This window comes from Chryseobacterium sp. X308, assembly GCF_020733145.1.
Taxonomy (GTDB): domain Bacteria; phylum Bacteroidota; class Bacteroidia; order Flavobacteriales; family Weeksellaceae; genus Chryseobacterium; species Chryseobacterium cupriresistens.
Map to the genome: position 1 here is coordinate 74,008 of NZ_JAJFZH010000017.1, position 20,106 is coordinate 94,113.

General features: G+C 37.4%; 15 protein-coding genes. 7 read left to right on the top strand and 8 right to left on the bottom strand.

The features are described from left to right. Positions 1 to 77 precede the first annotated feature (77 nt). The 4 genes from LIV57_RS17085 (at position 78) to LIV57_RS17100 (ending at position 4,545) form a co-directional block, all read left to right on the top strand. The gene (locus LIV57_RS17085) at positions 78 to 782 is read left to right on the top strand and encodes a hypothetical protein (RefSeq protein ID WP_227943579.1); all 705 of its coding nucleotides are present in this window, start codon (positions 78 to 80) and stop codon (positions 780 to 782) included. A 1-nt stretch (position 783) separates the two neighbouring features. After that, on the top strand, positions 784 to 1,494 hold the full coding sequence (locus LIV57_RS17090; RefSeq protein ID WP_227943580.1) for a hypothetical protein: 711 nt from the start codon (positions 784 to 786) through the stop codon (positions 1,492 to 1,494). Between the two features lie 161 nt (positions 1,495 to 1,655). Then, a complete protein-coding gene (locus tag LIV57_RS17095; protein ID WP_202838518.1) occupies positions 1,656 to 3,251 on the top strand; it encodes a peptide chain release factor 3 in 1,596 nt (531 codons plus the stop codon). Between the two features lie 349 nt (positions 3,252 to 3,600). Further along, positions 3,601 to 4,545: a DUF4349 domain-containing protein gene (locus tag LIV57_RS17100; protein WP_227943581.1), complete on the top strand. Its 945-nt coding sequence runs from the start codon at positions 3,601 to 3,603 to the stop codon at positions 4,543 to 4,545. A 240-nt stretch (positions 4,546 to 4,785) separates the two neighbouring features. Here the strand turns inward: LIV57_RS17100 and LIV57_RS17105 are convergent, their stop codons facing one another. Together LIV57_RS17105 and LIV57_RS17110 are read right to left on the bottom strand one after the other, a co-directional pair. Further along, a complete protein-coding gene (locus LIV57_RS17105) occupies positions 4,786 to 5,151 on the bottom strand; it encodes a hypothetical protein (protein ID WP_034695305.1) in 366 nt (121 codons plus the stop codon). A gap of 21 nt (positions 5,152 to 5,172) precedes the next feature. Next, on the bottom strand, positions 5,173 to 6,312 hold the full coding sequence (locus tag LIV57_RS17110; RefSeq protein ID WP_110009295.1) for an acyl-CoA dehydrogenase: 1,140 nt from the start codon (positions 6,310 to 6,312) through the stop codon (positions 5,173 to 5,175). A gap of 345 nt (positions 6,313 to 6,657) precedes the next feature. Here LIV57_RS17110 and LIV57_RS17115 point away from each other — a divergent pair, with 345 nt between their 5' ends. Continuing rightward, positions 6,658 to 8,436: an AMP-dependent synthetase/ligase gene (locus LIV57_RS17115; protein WP_227943582.1), complete on the top strand. Its 1,779-nt coding sequence runs from the start codon at positions 6,658 to 6,660 to the stop codon at positions 8,434 to 8,436. A 70-nt stretch (positions 8,437 to 8,506) separates the two neighbouring features. On the opposite strand, the gene LIV57_RS17120 is transcribed toward LIV57_RS17115, so the two are convergent. From LIV57_RS17120 to LIV57_RS17135, 4 genes are all read right to left on the bottom strand, one after another. After that, positions 8,507 to 9,466: a hypothetical protein gene (locus LIV57_RS17120; protein ID WP_227943583.1), complete on the bottom strand. Its 960-nt coding sequence runs from the start codon at positions 9,464 to 9,466 to the stop codon at positions 8,507 to 8,509. 393 nt (positions 9,467 to 9,859) lie between these two features. After that, complete coding sequence (locus tag LIV57_RS17125; RefSeq protein ID WP_110009291.1) at positions 9,860 to 10,636, bottom strand: zinc ribbon domain-containing protein; 777 nt, start codon at positions 10,634 to 10,636, stop codon at positions 9,860 to 9,862. A 2-nt stretch (positions 10,637 to 10,638) separates the two neighbouring features. Continuing rightward, positions 10,639 to 11,736 carry a Nif3-like dinuclear metal center hexameric protein gene (locus tag LIV57_RS17130; RefSeq protein WP_227943584.1) on the bottom strand — a complete coding sequence of 366 codons (1,098 nt, stop codon included), beginning with the start codon at positions 11,734 to 11,736 and terminating at the stop codon, positions 10,639 to 10,641. A 127-nt stretch (positions 11,737 to 11,863) separates the two neighbouring features. Next, a complete protein-coding gene (locus LIV57_RS17135; protein ID WP_227943585.1) occupies positions 11,864 to 12,712 on the bottom strand; it encodes a hypothetical protein in 849 nt (282 codons plus the stop codon). A 250-nt stretch (positions 12,713 to 12,962) separates the two neighbouring features. Here LIV57_RS17135 and LIV57_RS17140 point away from each other — a divergent pair, with 250 nt between their 5' ends. Both LIV57_RS17140 and LIV57_RS17145 read left to right on the top strand, forming a co-directional pair. Continuing rightward, on the top strand, positions 12,963 to 13,790 hold the full coding sequence (locus LIV57_RS17140) for an ion transporter (RefSeq protein WP_227943586.1): 828 nt from the start codon (positions 12,963 to 12,965) through the stop codon (positions 13,788 to 13,790). Positions 13,791 to 13,833: 43 nt separating this feature from the next. Continuing rightward, a complete protein-coding gene (locus LIV57_RS17145) occupies positions 13,834 to 13,992 on the top strand; it encodes a hypothetical protein (protein ID WP_171006318.1) in 159 nt (52 codons plus the stop codon). A 181-nt stretch (positions 13,993 to 14,173) separates the two neighbouring features. Here the strand turns inward: LIV57_RS17145 and LIV57_RS17150 are convergent, their stop codons facing one another. Together LIV57_RS17150 and LIV57_RS17155 are read right to left on the bottom strand one after the other, a co-directional pair. Then, positions 14,174 to 16,498: a GEVED domain-containing protein gene (locus LIV57_RS17150; RefSeq protein ID WP_227943587.1), complete on the bottom strand. Its 2,325-nt coding sequence runs from the start codon at positions 16,496 to 16,498 to the stop codon at positions 14,174 to 14,176. A gap of 174 nt (positions 16,499 to 16,672) precedes the next feature. Then, positions 16,673 to 19,954, bottom strand: coding sequence for a fibronectin type III domain-containing protein (locus LIV57_RS17155; protein WP_227943588.1), 3,282 nt, complete (start codon positions 19,952 to 19,954; stop codon positions 16,673 to 16,675). Positions 19,955 to 20,106 lie beyond the last annotated feature (152 nt).

Consider the following 20,106-nt stretch of genomic DNA (forward strand, 5'->3'; position numbering starts at 1 on the left):
GATAATTTTTTTGACTGCTACAGGCAACTAAAAAAGGATTTTCTTATTTTCGTTCCTTTATCCATGAACATCACAAAATGCATACAGAATTTCCATTCCAAAAAATTGAGTCTATCACCAACAGGTGGATGACCATTGTCCTGAATGCTCTTTTCTTTGTGATCTTTATTTCTTTCGCTTTGATTTTCGTTTTGGGCCCTGCTTACGGAATTTATAAAAGAGGATTTGAAGCCATGCTGTACCCTGCCCTGATCGGCTGGGGACTTTCATTAGTGATTATGATTCCTGCTATCCGTTATTATATCATCAAAAGAAAAAAAATAGCCTGTCAAATTGTAGTTGATGATACCGGACTTTTATTTTATAATTCAGGAAATGAAATTGTAGATCAGATTCTCTACACAGATCTCCGGCCTTCAAAACAGGACTTTGATATTTATACAGTCAATCCGGTGGGATCAGGCATTGTTCCCTTATTGGAACTCACCATCCGGTCAGAGAAAAAAGAAGAAACAACAAGGCGTATTGATATGAATCTACCTTTTAAAATGGTAAAAAATAAATCTGCTTTATATGCTCATTTTCTTCACGGCATTGTTATTTTCCGTCCTGATTTAACAATAGATTCTTTTGTTTTCCGTAACTACTCTATTGACACAGAAACATGGAAAGTAAACAGCAATGGAATTTCTCTGGGAGGCTGGCTTTTATTTCTGGCAGTACTCATAATTACGGCACTTATATGCGGGCTCGTTTTTTTGTTAACTGAAATCAAGAATTAAAATGATTGAAAAATTCCAGGCCATAGAATCCAAAATCAATACACCCATTACTTATTTTCTCCTGGGAATTCTCTGGATCGCTGTTATTCTGATTATGGTGGTAATCGGGGTTGTTTTTAATTTTATCTACAATAATTTCAGACAATATGCAGAAAATGATCCTGGAATCTTTTTCACGATTCTTATTGCTCTGCTTCTTCTTATTTTTTGCTGCATCGCTTTGATCGTGGCTTTAACTTACAGAAAAAAACAAAAGATCCGAAAAGCCATTGTAGATGAAAAAGGAGTAACATTCTACAACCACCGTAATGTAATTATTGAAACCATATTATACCATGAACTTCAGCCAGCTCAGCACTCATCCACCGATGTACATGTTTTCAACACCCAGACCGTAAAATATGGCAAAACAACATTACAGTTCTATCTGAAAAATAAAGCAGGAGAAATTATGCCTTCAGCGGTAGATTTTAATTTTAGCTTAGTAATTCTACGCAACCAATATCAGCTTTACCGTCATTTTCTTAAAGGAATTCAACACTTTCGTCCGGATCTGAGAATAAGTAAACAGGCTATTGATCAGTACAATCTTAGTTCAGAACCACAAAAAACTAAATTTGGAATATTTGAATACATCATGTCTGCAGTTTTTATACTGATTGCTGCCGGATTGGTTTATGTCTTTATATTGCTGATCAAAATGTTTGTCTGATAAGTAATGTTTACGCAAAGTCAATTACTGATGAGTTTATAGCCATATCTTTCATTCTCAAATGCGGTTATCCTTCTATTCTTCTGCGTAATGAATATTGTCTTCATTTAAATTTGAAAACCTCATAAAAAATCACGATTTTTGCAACTTCAAAATACGATATGTCAGACTTAATCAAAGAAATACAAAAAAGAAAGACCTTCGGGATCATTTCCCACCCGGATGCCGGAAAAACTACTCTTACAGAAAAGTTACTTCTTTTCGGGGGAGCGATTCAGGAAGCGGGTGCGGTAAAATCCAACAAAATAAAAAAAGGAGCTACCTCCGACTTTATGGAAATTGAAAGACAGAGAGGAATCTCTGTAGCGACTTCCGTATTGGCATTTGAATATAGAGATCATAAAATCAACATTCTGGATACTCCGGGTCACAAAGATTTTGCTGAGGACACCTACAGAACATTAACAGCCGTAGACTCTGTAATCGTTGTCATCGACGTTGCAAAAGGAGTTGAGGAACAGACGGAAAAACTGGTTCAGGTGTGTAGAATGAGAAACATTCCGATGCTGGTCTTCATTAATAAACTGGACCGTGAGGGTAAAGATGCCTTCGATCTTTTGGATGAAGTAGAACAAAAATTAGGACTAACCGTTTGTCCGCTTTCTTTACCGATTGGTATGGGAAGTGACTTCCAGGGAATTTATAACATCTGGGAAAACAATATTCAGTTATTCCTGGAAGAGAAAAAACAGAAAGTTGGAGATTCTATTAAGTTTGATGATATCAATGATACTTCAATTGATGATGTTATTGGTGAAAAAGCTGCAAAAAATTTAAGAGAAGAGCTTGATCTGATCCAGTCTGTTTATCCTGAATTTAATCGTGATGATTATATGAAAGGTGATCTTCAGCCGGTATTTTTCGGTTCTGCTTTAAATAATTTTGGAGTACGTGAACTATTGGATGCTTTCATTGATATTGCTCCGATGCCGCAGCCAAAGGAAAGTGATACCCGTCTGGTAAAACCGGAAGAAAGTACTTTCACAGGTTTTGTTTTCAAAATCCATGCGAATATGGATCCTAAGCACAGAGACCGACTTGCATTCGTGAAGATTGTTTCAGGAACATTCAGGAGAAACGAAAATTATTTACTGGTAAGAGAAGGTAAAAAAATGAAATTCTCCTCTCCCAACGCATTCTTTGCCGATAAGAAAGAAGTGGTGGAAGAAAGTTTCCCTGGTGATATTGTTGGTTTACATGATACGGGAAGTTTCAGAATCGGAGATACATTAACAGGTGGAGAGAAATTAAGCTTCAAAGGAATTCCAAGCTTCTCTCCTGAGCATTTCCGTTATATCAATAATAATGATCCGTTAAAAGCTAAGCAATTGGCGAAAGGTATTGATCAGCTGATGGATGAAGGAGTTGCACAGCTGTTTACCCTTGAAATGAACGGAAGAAAGATCATCGGAACCGTAGGAGCACTACAGTACGAAGTTATCCAGTACCGTTTGGAACATGAATATGGTGCAAAATGTACTTATGAACCGTTATCTATGCACAAAGCCTGTTGGGTAGAAGCTGACGAAAAATCTGAAGAGTTCAAAGAATTTGCAAGATTGAAGCAGAGATTCCTGGCGAGAGATAAATACAATCAATTGGTATTCCTTGCAGACTCTTCTTTCACGATTCATATGACGCAGGAGAAATTCCCGAATGTGAAGTTACACTTCATCAGTGAGTTCAGAGAAAGTTAAGAAGCAATCAGGCAAACCGAAATTGTTTACAATATAGATCCGCAGAAATTTCTGCGGATTTTTTTATAATATATCGTATGAAACCACCCCGTCAAAAATTCTTTAAATTTTTGCCACCCCTCCTGAGGATGGGAATTTTTAGATTTCCGAACTCATATTTAGTGAAAAGACAAAGCTTTCGAATCATTTCAATACCCTAAACTCAGAAAAACGCTTTGTAAATCTTTTGTAAAACAAATACAAAACCCTGGTAATATAAGAGTTAATGTTTTACCAGCATAATACATTTCATTTACAATCTTTACAAGAACTTCCCTTCTAATTTTACTTCATCAAAAAAATTAATCTTATGAAAAAGTTCATCTTACTCGCTGCTGCAGCAGGCACTTTCATTATGTGTAAAAAGGCAGAAGCTACACAGGACAGAATCAATGAAGCCATCCATTCAGCGGACAGTGCTGCCACTGTTGCTACAGAAACTATAGATCATGTCAGTAAAACGGCTGATAAAGTCCTGGACTCAGCCAGTATTAAAATAAAAGATTTTGAAAATTCGAAAAGCGACATCCGTCAAAAGATAGAAAACACTTCCAAGATGGTAGATTCTTTATCGGATAAAATTGCGAATACAAAACTGGAATCCAAAATAGAGAAAAAAGATTCTATAGCAAAGAAATCTGAAAAAATTGTAGCAAAAGCTCCGGCTCCCAAGGTTATTAAAGAAACCAAAATCATCTATAAAGAAAAGCCTAAGAACGACAGTTACGAACTGAATATACCACAAGATAAAATGGTAAAATCAGGATATCTTTCTATAACCGCGGAGAATGTGGAAACGGTAAAGGAAATTATCCGGGAAGAAGCGAACAGAAATAACGGGTATATCAAAAGTGAAAATCTGTCTTATGTGGAATCCGCCTATCTGCATGGGGAAAATCAAAAAGTATACAGTCTGGATATCAAAGTTCCTATGCAGCATTTTGATGGTTTAATGGATGCTATCAACAGTAATGTTGGAGATATTGACACAAAAGATATTCAGGTTTCGGGGCGAAACTATACGGACAATGCAATCTGTACGATCAATGTAAATATCAGTGAGAAAGCTAAAACACAAACAGAGCCTGAAACCTTCAGTGGAAAATCCCTGGCAGCCATTGAATCCGGCTGGAATGTTATTACGTCCATATTCCTGTTTATCCTGCCGCTATGGCCTTTATTTCTTATTGCCGGCATTGGATATTATTTCTATAAAAAGAAGAATAGGAACGCCGCTGATAGTGATTCTCATTAGATTTTTAATTTTTTTTTAATGAGGTTTGGAATTGGTGTTCGATTCTTATGTTTAATTTTACCAAATATTCAACAGAAGTGTTGTTTATTAGAAAAATAACTCTTAACTTTAAGTATAAGCAAAATGCAATGAATCTCCGATCGGACGAGGTTCAAATAAATTTGGAAATTTTATTTCATATATTAATATTTTGTGATTTGGTGTAAAATAAGGCCCTCATATTGAGAGCCTTATTTGTTTTTATTTCATATTCACTACCTTATCTACGATAAATTTTGTGTTTCCTCTCCACGGAAGAGCCCCGTTGTACTCTTTGTAATGCAGATCAAAAGTTTTACCGCTGTTGGTTTCCAGTTGTTTGAAAACTTCGGGATCATCTACAGAAAATTCAAACTCATAGCTTGTAATAGTTCCTGTTTTTCCTCTCCCAAAACCTTCCTGAATCAGCTTACCTTCATAGGTTTTGAAAACATAACCTTTTTTCATGGCATAGTTCAGGTATCCGGACTTTACTCCTTCTCCGAAAACGAAATAGTACTTATACCATACAAATACTCCCAGTAACAGCAGTACGACACCGAGGGTGATCCACAAAGATTTTTTCATAGGTAGTGTGTTTTATAAATATTATTTTGCGATGCTTCTTGAAATCACGATTTTCTGAATTTCAGAAGTTCCTTCATAGATCTGAGTGATTTTCGCATCTCTCATTAATCTTTCTACGTGGTATTCTTTCACGTATCCATATCCTCCGTGGATCTGTACTGCTTCAATAGTAGTATCCATTGCTACCTGAGAAGAGTATAATTTTGCCATCGCTCCGCTTTCAGAAATATCTTTTCCTGCATCTTTTTCACACGCAGCTTTGAAGCACAGCATTCTTGCAGCAGTGATCTGAGTAGCCATATCAGCCAATTTGAATGCAATCGCCTGGTGATTGATGATTTCAGTTTTGAAAGCTTTTCTTGTTTTAGCATATTTCAATGCCAGTTCATAAGCCCCTGAAGCAATTCCTAAAGCCTGAGAAGCAATACCGATTCTTCCTCCATTCAACACTGCCATAGCAAAGTTGAATCCGAACCCATCTTCACCAATTCTGTTTTCTTTTGGAACTTTTACGTTATTAAAGATCAAAGAGTGGGTATCACTTCCTCTGATTCCTAATTTGTCTTCTTTTGGTCCGATTTCAAATCCTTCCCATCCTCTTTCAACGATAAAAGCATTAATTCCTTTGTGTTTTTTCTCAGGATCTGTCTGTGCAATTACGATATAATAAGTAGCTGTTCCACCGTTCGTGATCCAGTTTTTGATACCATTTAAAAGATAGTAATCTCCTTTGTCTTCAGCTGTTGTTTTCTGAGAAGTAGCATCAGAACCAGCTTCCGGCTCAGATAATGCAAATGCTCCGATTACCTGTCCGCTGGCCAGTGGAGTAAGATATTTTACTTTTTGCTCTTCAGAAGCAAATTTTTCAAGACCGGCACAAACCAATGAGTTGTTTACAGACATTACAACAGCTGCAGAAGCATCCACTTTTGCAATTTCTTCCATAGCAAGCACGTAAGAAACGCTGTCCATACCCGCACCGCCGTATTTTGGATCTACCATCATTCCTAAAAGTCCCATTTCTCCCATTTTCTTCACCTGTTCTGCAGGGAATTTCTGGTCACGGTCTCTTTCAATCACTCCAGGTAAAAGTTCGTTCTGTGCAAAGTCTCTTGCTGCCTGCTGAATCATCAGCTGTTCTTCCGATAAATTAAAGTCCATAAAAAAAATAATTAGATAGCCGTAAATTTACACTTTTTGAGCAAATCTGAAAAAATAAATTAAAAGCGGGAAAAAGGCAGGTTTGGTGAGATTTATTGATGATGGATACCAGTTTCGGGAACCGGGATAATGCTTTAGGAAGACAATATAAAATGCGTCGGGAAAAATTAATCTTTATAAAAGATTAATTGAAAATATAAAATCCCCTTTTCAGGGCTTCCGGTCTCCTTTTTGATTCAAACTATTATGGTAAGCATTTAACTAATTTCTAATTATTACCTTCGGATGGTTTCAATTAAAAAAAATGCTTATATTTAAATTTCTTTATAAATTACGTAAAAAATCATGACGATCAAGAGATTATTCGATATTCCACACTATGCTTTAGAAAAATATCCTAAAACGGATATGTTTGTAACCAAATATCATGGTGAGTGGAAAAAAACTTCTACACAGGAGTTTATTAATGAGGGAAATAAGGTATCCAGAGGATTATTGAAGCTTGGTATAAAACCGGGGGATAAAATCGCTTTAATTACAACCAATTCCCGCACAGAATGGGCTATTATGGATTTCGGACTTTCTCAGATCGGGGTTGTTTCAGTACCGGTTTATCCAAGTATTTCTCCCGAAGATTATGAATTCATCTTCAATAATGCTGAAATCCAGTATTGTTTTGTTTCTGATAAAGAGCTGTTGAATAAAGTAATGAAAGTAAAACATAATATCCCGAGTTTGCAGGGAATTTTTACTTTTGACAGTATCAGCGGGGCTGCCAACTGGAGAGAAATTCTTGATCTGGGCAAGGACGAATCTACACAAATTGAAGTGGATGACCTTTCTAATGCAATCAATACAGAAGATCTGGCAACAATCATTTATACTTCCGGAACCACCGGCAGACCTAAAGGAGTAATGCTTACCCATAACAATATTGTTTCAAACATATTGGGATCCATTCCAAGAATTCCAAAAAAGAGAGGCTTTGATTACAAAGATGCCAGAGCATTAAGCTTCCTTCCTATCTGCCATATTTTTGAAAGAATGCTTTTCTATCTTTATCAGTACAATGGTTTTTCTCTTTATTTCGCTGAAAGTATTGAGAAAATGGGTGAAAATGTAAAAGAAGTGAAGCCTCATTATATGACCGTAGTTCCGAGACTGGTAGAAAAAGTGTATGACAAAATCTATAATACAGGATCTTCAGCCGGAGGATTAAAATCCAAAATATTCTTCTGGGCATTGAATCTGATCACCAAAAAGAAAACCATTTCAAAGCCTTCCGGACTTCAGGAAATCATTGCAGACAAGCTTGTATTTTCTAAATGGAGAGAAGGTTTAGGTGGTGAAATCGTGACTTTGGTTTCAGGATCTGCAGCCCTATCTACAAGACTTAATTTAATGTTCCAGAATGCCGGAATTCCCATTCTTGAAGGTTATGGTTTAACAGAAACATCACCTGTAATCTCTGTGAACAGTTTTGATAAGATGAAAGTGGGAACCGTAGGAATCCCATTGGATAATTTAAAGGTTAAAATTCAGGAAGACGGAGAAATTACGGTAAAAGGACCATCTGTATTCAAAGGATATTTCCGGAATGAGGAAATGACAAAAGAAGCTTTCACAGAGGATGGTTTCTTCAAGACCGGGGATATCGGACATATCGATAGTGACGGATTTTTACAGATCACAGACCGTAAGAAAGAAATGTTCAAGACTTCCGGTGGAAAGTATATTGCTCCCCAGACTATTGAAAACCTGGCAAAAGCTTCAAAATTTATAGAGCAGATTATGGTGGTAGGTGATGGTGAAAAAATGCCATGCGCTTTGGTACAGCCTGATTTTGAATTTGCAAAAAGCTGGGCTATGAGAAATAACCTGAATTTGGGCTCCACACCTGAAGAAATTGCAAAAAGCCCTGAATTGAAGCAAAGAATTGAAAAGGAAATCGAAGGCATCAATGAACACCTTGGAAACTGGGAGAAAATCAAAAAAATTGAGCTTACTCCTGAAGTATGGAGCATCGAAAGCGGACTGCTTACTCCAACGTTAAAACTGAAGAGAAAAGCCGTAAAAGAAAAATTTATTGCTTTATACAATAAGATGTATGATCATCATGAATAAAAAACAGAAACCGCTTCATTATTGAAGCGGTTTCTGTTTTTTATTCACAAGAACATATTTTTCTTCATCCTTATAATTTCTTCAGACTGAAATGACGGGCCTCAGAAACACCAGCAGGTGCCTGCGACTGTACTGTTCCTGTAGCATTGTCAAAAGCCCCTCTATACATCGTTAAATAAATAACATCACCAGCAACTAAATTAACAAGACAATGGAATGAAATAGGTGTATTCCCGGCCCCCGCAATAAGCTGACCTATATTTGAACGGGTACCGGCAATAAGGTTGGCAGCAGCCGTTCCATTTTTTGTAATACCCAGATTAACACCAATATAACTACTTGCCCCTGTAGTTCCTCCGGCTCCGAAATAGGACAAAGCATCCAGTTCATAGACACCCGTTTCATTAATAACAAAACGGTTGTTTGCAGCATCCCACGAAGCAGTTGAACCTTGGTTAACCTGTACTTCAGCGGCAGTAAAAGGCAGCACCTGAGGAATCCCGGAATTAAAATTTGCCGTAGAAGGTAAGCTATATGTTGAGCTTGATGACATGCCAATAATGGTATTGATGGCATTATTTGGATTGATCACTACAGCTTCCCAGGTTACCCCGGTACCTGCATTGCCATTGCTGATCAGTATTGCAGCCCATCCTTGCCCCAGTCCTATGGATGATACGGCAGCACCAGGCTGATTATCTATCAGTTCACTTCCATTGGCTGTTATATTGACATTGAAACTTCCTGTGTTTTTAATATAATATACGCGTCCCTTGATATGTCCCTGTGCAGGATAAGCGGCAATAGCTCCCGGCAGTGTTATGGTACCGACTGAACTGCCATTATAGGCTACATAATAGTCTGTAATACTCATACTATAATCCGCTGATATCAACCGGTACTGTGCTGCAAGGCTACCGTTAATTTCCAAAGTACTTCCTGGAGTGACTGTATTAATACCAACATTCCCTGATTGCCCTAGCAAGCAATAACTTAAAAGAGATAAAAACCCCATAAATAATTTTTTCATGATATATAATTTTTCTTGTTATGCTTAAATTGAATAGCAGAATATCCAAACGATATCATTTATAAAAATTCATTTTGAACGGGTCAAAAGCTATAGTTAATGGATCTGTCTGCTTTTATTGTAACCGTAAAGCCATACCTCCTATATCTCCTGCTGAAGCTCTGTAAGTTATTTAATCATCATGTCTTTTCATTATAGTAAATATACATATAAAAATATTATGTTGGTAATAATTTAATATTATTAATTAAAATTAAAATAATTAATAAAAAATATGAAAAATAAATATTATTTTCTCTTTTATCAACTAGTATCAAAATACTGTACACTATACTCCATAAAAAAAGCTGTCTCATTTCTGAAACAGCTTTCTTATGACTTAAAAATCAATAACTAGAATTTAATTACAGATTTCATTTTTTCGTTTTCTTCCATTACCAACTCATCATCCACAAGGATTTTTCCAGAGTGCTCATCAATGATGATTTTCTTTCTCTGAGCAATTTCCATTTGCTTCTGAGGAGGAATCGTGAAGAAAGATCCTTTTGGAGCTCCTCTTTCTAATCCTACAACAGCAAGACCGTTGATAGAGTTTGTTCTGATTCTGTTGTAAGAAGCCAATAATCTCTCATCAATTTTAGCTGCAAATTCTTTAGACTGCTCTAAAAGATATTCTTCTTCTTTCTGAGTTTCAGAGATCAAACCATCCAATTCTTCTTTCTTGAATTTCAAGTGGCTTTTTAAATCGTCGATCTTTGCGTTCAGTTCAGCTAAAGTTTCGTTTTTGTGAGCAATTTTAGCTCCGAATTCTTTAATTCTTTTTTCAGCAAGCTGAATTTCCAGCTCCTGGAATTCCATTTCCTTACCTAATGCTTCAAACTCTTTATTGTTTCTTACATTATCCTGCTGAGATTTGTATTTCTCAATTAAAGTTTTAGCATGGTTAATTACTTCATGCTTTGTTTTGATCTGATCTTCCTGATCTTTGATATCAGCATGAAATTTTTCAGCTCTTTTTTCAAGACCTTCAATCTCGATTTCAAGATCTTCAACTTCAATTGGCAATTCTCCTCTAGTATTTCGGATTTCATCCAATCTTGAATCAATGATCTGTAAATCGTATAAAGCTCTTAATTTTTCTTCAACTGAAATATCGTTGGTTTTTGCCATATTTAAATGAAATAATTTACTGGGTTTGTTTTTTCAATAGATTTTGAAATTGCAAATGTACTAAATTTTTGTGATAAAATTTCAAATAATTGTTGAGCAACAAATTGTTCGGACTCATAATGTCCTATATCACAGATCAGCATTTTAGACTCTGCTAAAAAATAATCGTGATATTTAAGATCTCCGGTAAGGTAAGCATCACATTTTCTGGCCGCTGCAGATCTTATTCCGCTTGCTCCTGAGCCTCCCAGAACCCCTACTCTTTTGATTTTTTTATTGTTAAAAGAAGAATGTTTGATCACCTCCAGGCTAAATTTCTCTTTTACAAACCCAAGGAAATCTTTTTCATCCATTTCCTCTTCCAGATCACCGTACATTCCCAATCCGGCATGATGATTTTTATTATCCAGGCTATAAACCTGATAGGCTACTTCTTCATAAGGATGTGCTGACTTCATAGCGCCTACAATCTGCCCTTGTTTAAAGCCTTCAAAAATTACAGAAATCATATCTTCATCTGCATTTTCACGAATACCCTGCTGTCCGGAAAACGGATTTGAGCCTTCCACAGGCCTGAATGTCCCATTACCATTCACTGTAAAACTGCATTCATCATAGAATCCTATATTTCCTGCTCCGGCTGAGAACATGGCTTCTTTTACTTTTTCCGAATACTCTTTAGGAACAAAAACCGTTAACTGCTTTAAATTATTTTCTTTGGGCTGAAGAATCTTCATATTCTTTAATCCTAACTGACTGCATATACCGTGGTTCACTCCAAAGAAATCATTGTCAAATGCAGTGTGGATGGCATAGATTGCTACTTTATTTTCAATAGCTTTTAAAACAGCCCGCTCTACATAATTCTTTCCCGTTAAAGATTTTAATCCGGAAAATATAATGGGATGAAAGCATACAATCAGATTACAGTTTCTCTCAATCGCCTCATCTACTACATTTTCCAGCGCATCATGACAAACCAGAATTCCTGATACATCACGATCATAAACACCACACAGCAATCCTACATTATCAAAATCTTCTGCCTGCCTGATGCTTATCTCCTCTTCAATCTTTGCAATTACAGTTTTTAGCTTCATTAATTTATATTTTACGGTTACAGCGAAGATATTAATTTTACCAAAAACCCGGAAAAATTTGCAATAAAAAACCGGCTTTCTTCAACCGGTTTTGTTTTGATATTAAAAAAAGAACTCAATAAGACTATTAATCTTTGAAAAGCGATACTCTTGTAAAGGAATCTACTACTACGCCACAGTTGATATCGGATTCCATAAAAAGCTGATAGCCTTTTCCCGGATCAAGACTCGCAGGGTCTGCAATGGTATAGAAATAAAAGGTAAGAATATTACCTGTTCCACTGGAGCCGCTTGGAACCAGCTGGATAGAATTGATTTCAAAACCGGAATCGGGATTTTTAAAAGTAGCTTTTATGGATCCTGAAGAGTTGGAACCTGGAGTGATTGTAGCGATTGCTCTCCAAAAATGAACCTGCCCGTTAATTTCATTTTCTCTCCACTTACCGGTAGCCGCAATATAGATATTGCTCGTAACCCCCGGAAATGGAACGGTAGTTTCCGGCCAGCTTGTAGTAGGGCTTGCAGCAAAAACCAGCGGTGTGGCATAAAGCACCTGTTGTCTCGGGCCATAGCCGCTTCCTGATGCCGTTAAATTGAATGAGGGTTTTACATTTGCGTTTCCAGAATTTACTTTAACGACACCGTCGTTACCAGCCTGAGATGATGTGGGAACAAAAAGCTGTCTCCAGAGGGTACCATCCCAATACTGGAAGTTATTCGTTGTCGTATTATAAATAAGAGTTCCTGCAGTAAGGTTAGCGTTTACTACACCTGCAGGAGGTACAGTGGAAACGTCATTATCAGCCAGGTTGGTATCCCGGTCAGTATCAGTAAGACGAGGAATGAGAATTCCTTTCTGGTTGGAAACTATATCCAGTACTGAAGCACTATTTGGCGTTACAGTATTAATCCCAACCTGAGCATACGCAAAACTGCTTATCAAAAACAGCATTAAAAAGGTTAAAATTTTTCTCATGATATAAAGCTTTTGTAGAATAAAATTACAAAGTTGAATGCTAAAAATGTTAAAAAAAATATTTTTATATGTCATATTTTATTCGTATTTTACTTAATATAATATATTGATAACCATTAAATTAACTGCACATAATTCACTTTTCAATGATAGATTTTGTTTTAACATTTGCAGGATTCTTTTAACAATCATATATTTACCATATACTTTATAGAAATTATTAACTTCGCTGTGAAATAACCCTATATAAATGGAAAGAGAACATAATCTTATTCCTGAGGACACTCTCTGGAAAAGATTCCTTTACCGGATAATTTATCGCTCCGATACAAAGCTTGGAAAACTGTTCGATATCATATTATTGTCTTTAATTCTTGCAAGTACTGCTATTATCATGATGGAAAGTGTACCTAAGCTTGATAAGAGATTCCATTATACCTTTCTGATTCTTGAATGGATTATTTCCATCTTCTTTACAATGGAATATTCCATGCGGATTGCAGTGGTAAAAAATAAGCGGAGCTATATATTCAGTTTTTTCGGAATTATAGATTTTCTGGCACTGGTTCCCTTTTTTCTTAGTTTTTTCTTTCCCATTACCAAATATTTCCTGATTTTCAGAATGTTGAGAATGTTGAGGATTTTCAGGATCTTCAATTTACTGGATTTTATGAATGACGGGTATTTCATTGTAAGGGCATTAAAGAACAGTTCAAGAAAAATTTACATTTTCCTTCTTTTCCTGATCATTTTCTCAGTCATTGTAGGCTCACTTATGTTTATGGTAGAAGGTGGAAGACCTGGATTTGAAACGATACCGCAATCAATCTATTGGGCCGTTGTTACGGTAACTACTGTAGGATATGGTGATGTATCTCCTATTACGCCTTTAGGCAAGTTTTTTGCGGTTATTCTTATGTTGGCCGGTTATTCTATTATCGCAGTTCCTACCGGTATTGTAACAGCAGAAATGAGAAACAAAAGACAAAACCTGGAAATGGTATGCGAACGCTGTGGCAATGAAGATATTGATGATGATGCAAGGTATTGTAAGAAATGTGGCAAGAAATTAGCTTAATATTTGATATAAGTAAAATTCATTAATCAAACACCACAAAATCATGGAACCAAAAAAGAAAAACAGACCCAATAGCTTAGTAATTATTCTTTTTGCACTGATTGTACTGATGGTCATCATTTATTTTATATTAGTAATGTTCTTCCCTGCTGTTTTTGATCTTATGAATACAGGCGATATACAGCCAGTACCCGATAAATGATGAGTGATGTGCAATTGTCGACGATAAACAATTTACAATCATCGCGAACCTGGATAAAATAAAAAGATGAGCTGAACATTTCACTCATCTTTTTTTATCAAGATTTTCAAATACTCTTTAATCTCAATAAAAAAGACGGATCACATATGACCCGTCTTCCTTTTTTTATTTAAATGATGAATTATTTTTTAATGGCTTTGATCGTTTGTTTAGATCCGTCTTTCATTTCAAGCGTTATCAGATAAACTCCCTGCGTTACATCCCTTAAATGGATCGTAGATTCGGGGTTACCAATGGTTTTCACTAATCTTCCCGTAGCATCTGTCACAGATACATTTTTCACATTTTTCACATCGGAGATATTCAACACATCTGTAAATGGATTAGGATAAATCTGGATATTATTCTTCGCTGCAGCGACTTCGGATGTTGCCAGGTTGGCATTGTTAATACTGATATCGTCTATATACAGATTATACTGATCCGGATCTGAATAAGCATTAAATCCAAAGAAATACACCCCTGTTGCAGGAACTGTAAATGTTATAGATTCTGTATGAGCAATTCCATCATTGATTGAAGGATAATCTGCTATAGAGCCCGTCATAGCGACCGCATCAGGCGAAGTACCATATGCTACTTTCAGTTTTTCAGCATAAGTTGATGAATTATTACCATATTGATAACTGATTGTATATTGTACTCCTGCTGTTAAGTTCAATCCCTGTGTAAAGAACCATGCATTGGCAGAATTGGAAGAGTTGTACTTATATTTCAGTACATTGGTAGTGAATCCCTGGCTGTCAGAAGGAGGATCCGCTGTTTCCCAGTTATTTGCAGCCCCTGCATTAACATTCATTGTACAACCTGGAAGCTCTGGAACAGTAACATTTTCAAAATCTACAACATAAGGAAGGTTTGCACTTGAACATAATGTTGTAAATGTGGCAGAATCACTCCATGCACTTTTGCTTGTTGCGCTACACGCAGATCTCACCCATACATAATACACAGAGGAAGAAGCTAAGCCTGGAATATTATAGGTAGTTGCTGTAACTCCCGTAAAATTAGGTGTGCTTGTTGCTGTAGGTGCTGTATTGGTTGTGCTGTAATAAATATCATATCCGTTTGCAGGAACAGGAGTAGCTGCTGCCCAGGAAACGGTAGCGCCTGCAGCGGTAATGTTTGAAACAACTAATGCATTAGGTTCACTACAAGCCGGTGCTACATCGATTTTAATATCATCAACATATAATTGATTCATATTAGCATCAGAATACGCCTGGAATCCAAAATAATAAACACCTGTAGCTGCTGGCGTAAAATTCACAAAAGCGCTCGTTGCTGTACTGGTAACAATATTCGGGTGATCCGCCAAGGTATTTGCCATTCCAGCGCTGGTAGCTGAAGTTCCATAGGCTACTTTTAATTTTTCAGCATACACAGTTCCTTCTGCATTGGCATATTTATATTTAATTCTGTAGGTCGTTCCTGCGGTAAGGTTGATTCCATTGGTAAAAAACCAGGTATCGGCATTATTAGCATAATCGTAAGAATACTGAAGAACATTACCTGTAAATCCCTGGGCATCCAGATCACCTGTTTCCCACATATTTCCGGCACCATCATTCACTACCGAAGTACAATTCGGCATATCAGGTGGAGTTATACTTTCGAAATCCAACGCGTAAGGTACTCCCACAGCGACACATGATGTTGTAAATGTTGCCATTTGGGACCATGCACTTTTGTTCGAAGTACTGCATACAGAGCGTACCCATACATGATAGGTAGTGGCTGGTGCAAGGGATGGCAGATTTGTAGTCAGCCCATTGATAGATCCGGATACAACTGTCGCAGCAGTAGGATATGTACCGGAAGTTGAATAATAATATTCGTAACCGCTTCCCGGCGCAGAAGAAGGAGCTGTCCATCCGATCTGAGCAGAATTGGCCGTAACAGCAGATACCGTTAAAGCAGATGGTGCAAAACAGGTCGGAACGGCACCAATGTTTACCGTATAATCATGGGCTTCTCCATACCCATCTGTATTACAAGGTATAGGATCACTGGAGAATCTGTCGCCTACTCTCATCCTGTAAGTACCAGGAGTAACGGTAGCAGGAATGGTTATAAGTCCGGCCGTAATATTATTGGCTCCTACAAGAGTACTGCTTGCCGTAGCTACAAGTTCAGGAGCGGCATCATCAAAAGTTCCGTCGTTATTGAAATCTATCCAGATACGGACATTCTGATCACTGTAATCATGTTTAACACTAAAATCATAACTCAAACCTGCACTCAGGTTGATCGTCATAGAGGTATAATCTCCATAGGCATCAGTAGAACAACCTGTATTAGGATGATCAAATCCGGCACCCGGAATTGCAAAAGAATCTATCACATCTCCTCCATTACACCCACTGGCAAAAGCAGGCGTACAGTAAGTCTGCGCAGAAGATAAAAAGCCGGCCATTAAGAAACCAACAAGTAAAAAATTTCTCATATAAAAACAGTATTAGTTAATCAAATCTAGTGAAAATCAGCAATAAAAAAAATATTTATTTAATTATATCACAATGAATTAAACTTTTTCTTTAATAAAAAGCAATTTACCTATATAAGGAGAGGCCGCTCAAATTGAGCAGCCTCTTTTTTTCCTGTTTTTCAAGAAACTATTTTATCTCTTAATTGCTTTAAGGGTTTGTTTAGATCCGTCTTTCATATTCAGGATCACTAAATATAACCCTTCTTTCAGATCTCTCAGCTGAAGTTCTGAAGATGGCTTATCAATAGTCTTAATCAATCTTCCGGAAACATCAACAATTAAAACAGACTGTACCTTGGATACATCAGAAATTGTCAACGTATCAGTAAACGGATTAGGATATATATTAATCTTGTTTTCTTTTACTGCAGTTTCAGAAGTTGCCAGATTAGGGTTTTGTTTTATTTCAACATTATCTAAAAGAACATCATCATAATAATATCCGTTACCACTTACATTCTTATCTACAGTAAATCTTACCTGAATAGTAGCTCCGATATAAGAAGCAGCCAAAGGAACAGCAACTGTTCTCCATTGGTTTGAGTTGGTATTATCACTAAAGATAACTACCCATCCGTTTCCATCATTTACTTCTACCGTAAGCTTGTTATTATCATAAGTGGAAGGTGAAACCGTTGTAGAAGAAGTGGTAGAATGGTTTTTAAACCAGTCAAAAGAAACAAGAGGTGCGGTTAATCCTGTTAAATTTACAGGAGGAGTAACCAGCTGAACCGTGTTGGCACCCGCTCCATTATATGGTGAACTTGCATCTACCCATGCATATGTACCTGCCGCTTTTTGGTTATTAGCCGGACTTGCACCATAATCTGCAGACCCTGAGAACTTCCAGAACAGATTGGCGTCGGTACCTGTTGCCGTAGGGTTTATACTGCTCCAACAGTTGGGTGCTGCTCCATTATCAAAGTTTTGAGCAAAAGGAGCCATAGCAGTTCCACAAAGTGTATTGAAAACAGCAGCCTGAGAACTCCACGCACTCTTATCGGAAGAACTACATACCGATCTCACCCATAAATAGTAAGTACTGGAAGGAGATAACCCGGACAAAGGAGCTGAAGTGGTAGCGCTGGTTCCGGAAGCTGCAGTAGACGCTGTAGGAGCTGTACTGCTTGTAGAATAGTAATACTCATATCCACTTCCAGGAGCAGTAGCCGGAGCAGTCCAGGAAGCATTTGCTCCATTGGTTGTCATCCCTGAAACAGTAACAGCCAATGGTTCAGAGCAGCTAGGAGTTACATTTATATTGATATCATCAACATAAATCTGGTTCATATTAGCAGCAGAATAAGCCTGGAATCCGAAATAATAAACTCCTGTTGTGCCTGGTGTAAAGTCTACAAACGCATATGTAGCAGTTCCACCTGTAATATTGGCGTGGTCAGCTAAAGTATTTGTCATTGCAGCACTTGCAGCAGAAGATCCGTAAGCAACTTTTAATTTTTCAGGATATTGTGTGGTTCCTGATGCATTCGCATACTTATATTTGATTCTGTAGCTAACTCCTGCAGTAAGATTTAAACCTTGGGTAAAGAACCATGTATTGGCAGCATTAGAACTATTATAGGAATAATTAAGCACTTTCCCTGTAAATCCAGCCGGAGCAGTTGCTGTTTTCCATGAATTTCCGGAACCACTGTTTACCACTGTTGTACAAATTGGTAATGCAGGTGTTGTAACATTTTCAAAATCTAAAGTATAAGGTAAATTAGATGAATTACATACCGTCTGGAATGATCTTACCGTACATGCGGTAGCAGGTCCTGCAATATTAGCTGTATAAGCAGTTACAGAATAATAATAGGCAGTAGCAAAGTTTAAAGGAGCTGCGAAAGTATAAGAATTATTAGTTCCGCCTGCAATATCCATATCTGCAATATCATTTCCTCCTGAGGTAGTTCCAACTTTCAGTTTGTACCCGGCAGCGCCATTTATTGCATTCCATGTAATCGTAGGGGTTACACTTACTCCTGTAGCATTGGATGCAGGAGCGGTAATGGTAGGACATAGCCCAAGTGTTGTAAAGTTTGCAGAGCTGGACCAATTTCCTTTATCTGTTCCATTACAATTTCCTCTTATCCAATAATAATACTGAGTTGAAGGAGTCAGGCCAGATAAATCAGCTGTTATTACCCCGGCACCTACAGATCCTGAAGGCGTAGCCGTTGCAAGCGGAGTTGTGGAGGATGTAGAATAATAATACTCATATCCATTACCCGGAGGTATTGTAGAAGCTGTCCAGCTTATTGTTGCAGATTCAGGAGTGAGAGCAGAAGAAGAAAGACCGGTTACTGTACTTGCACAGTTAGGTGTAGTGGTAAAAGACCCTGACGAGGCATACCCATTCCCCGTTCCGGCTGCATTTGGAATATGAGAATATATAGATTTCACTGATCCGTTTAAAGCCTGAACCTGAACCTGGTAGCTTGTATTTTGAGTTAGCCCTGTAATTGTAGCAGTTGCAGCAGAAACCGGATTACCAACAAGGTCTGTCCAATCACAGTTTCCGACTTCTCTATACTGAACATTGTAAGCTGTTGCACCTGTCGGAGCCGTCCAGTTTACAGTAGCAGCATTGTTGGTAATTGCAGTGGCAGCTGCAAAAGTCCTTACCGGAGCCTGTGTGCCTGGTGTCCATTTATATTGCAGCCCGGCAGGGATTTTAACACTTGCGTTGGTTGTGCTGGAAAAAAGCATTGTACTGCTACCAGCATTACCGGTGACAGCTTTAGACCAATCGCACGTAGTTCCGGACGGCACGTTTCCGATCATCAGGGAATTTACATTGGACGCATAAGTAGTACTGTTTCCTCTTATCCCTACCTGTGGAGTACTGCCTGAAGTGCTGGTACCCGGATCTGTACAGCTTCCATAAATGATCTTTATTTCACCTGTAGCATAAACCAATCTGATCTGAAAATTTAACTTTTCAGTAGATCTGTTAAAGTAATTGGCATGATCCTGCCACTGTACAACAAATTCAGTTCCCAGGTCTTCATATCTCACTTCATGATTTCCCGCTGGTTGTGTTGCATCTGATGATGAAAAGCCTCCATCCTGCCCAAAAGCAGAAATTGCCCCTGTAGTTGATCCCAGACTTGACATTGGAGTGTAGTTTGTCCCGGAAGGAGCTGCTCCAAACGTGATAAATCCATTGGCACTCACATAACATGTGGTCATAGCAACACCACCGAAATTAAAAGGAGAAGACAATGGAATTGCTGCGGATACATCATTGTCATAAGTCGTATTAGTCCCAGAAGGGAATAATTTTGTACCTCCTGTAATGGAAGTATAAGCCACCCCGGTACTTTTTGAAAAAGTATAGTTGGCGACGTCGGTTTGCGCATAGACTCCCATACTCAGGGAAGCCAGACACGAAAGTAGTAATTTCTTCATAAAATAGTAAATAATAACAGTTAGGGCGGTAAATGTATAAATATTAATTTAAATTTTAAATGAAATATTAGAAAATATCATAAATTTTTATACAAAAACAATAAAAAACACCATTAAAACATTATACAATTAAACATTTATTTAAATTGTAT

Bases quoted from the DNA above. Each gene is read 5' to 3' on its own strand.
- LIV57_RS17085 (WP_227943579.1), top strand. From the start codon at position 78: ATGCATACAGAATTTCCATTCCAAAAAATTGAGTCTATCACCAACAGG.
- LIV57_RS17090 (WP_227943580.1), top strand. From the start codon at position 784: ATGATTGAAAAATTCCAGGCCATAGAATCCAAAATCAATACACCCATT.
- LIV57_RS17095 (WP_202838518.1), top strand. From the start codon at position 1,656: ATGTCAGACTTAATCAAAGAAATACAAAAAAGAAAGACCTTCGGGATC.
- LIV57_RS17100 (WP_227943581.1), top strand. From the start codon at position 3,601: ATGAAAAAGTTCATCTTACTCGCTGCTGCAGCAGGCACTTTCATTATG.
- LIV57_RS17105 (WP_034695305.1), bottom strand. From the start codon at position 5,151: ATGAAAAAATCTTTGTGGATCACCCTCGGTGTCGTACTGCTGTTACTG.
- LIV57_RS17110 (WP_110009295.1), bottom strand. From the start codon at position 6,312: ATGGACTTTAATTTATCGGAAGAACAGCTGATGATTCAGCAGGCAGCA.
- LIV57_RS17115 (WP_227943582.1), top strand. From the start codon at position 6,658: ATGACGATCAAGAGATTATTCGATATTCCACACTATGCTTTAGAAAAA.
- LIV57_RS17120 (WP_227943583.1), bottom strand. From the start codon at position 9,466: ATGAAAAAATTATTTATGGGGTTTTTATCTCTTTTAAGTTATTGCTTG.
- LIV57_RS17125 (WP_110009291.1), bottom strand. From the start codon at position 10,636: ATGGCAAAAACCAACGATATTTCAGTTGAAGAAAAATTAAGAGCTTTA.
- LIV57_RS17130 (WP_227943584.1), bottom strand. From the start codon at position 11,736: ATGAAGCTAAAAACTGTAATTGCAAAGATTGAAGAGGAGATAAGCATC.
- LIV57_RS17135 (WP_227943585.1), bottom strand. From the start codon at position 12,712: ATGAGAAAAATTTTAACCTTTTTAATGCTGTTTTTGATAAGCAGTTTT.
- LIV57_RS17140 (WP_227943586.1), top strand. From the start codon at position 12,963: ATGGAAAGAGAACATAATCTTATTCCTGAGGACACTCTCTGGAAAAGA.
- LIV57_RS17145 (WP_171006318.1), top strand. From the start codon at position 13,834: ATGGAACCAAAAAAGAAAAACAGACCCAATAGCTTAGTAATTATTCTT.
- LIV57_RS17150 (WP_227943587.1), bottom strand. From the start codon at position 16,498: ATGAGAAATTTTTTACTTGTTGGTTTCTTAATGGCCGGCTTTTTATCT.
- LIV57_RS17155 (WP_227943588.1), bottom strand. From the start codon at position 19,954: ATGAAGAAATTACTACTTTCGTGTCTGGCTTCCCTGAGTATGGGAGTC.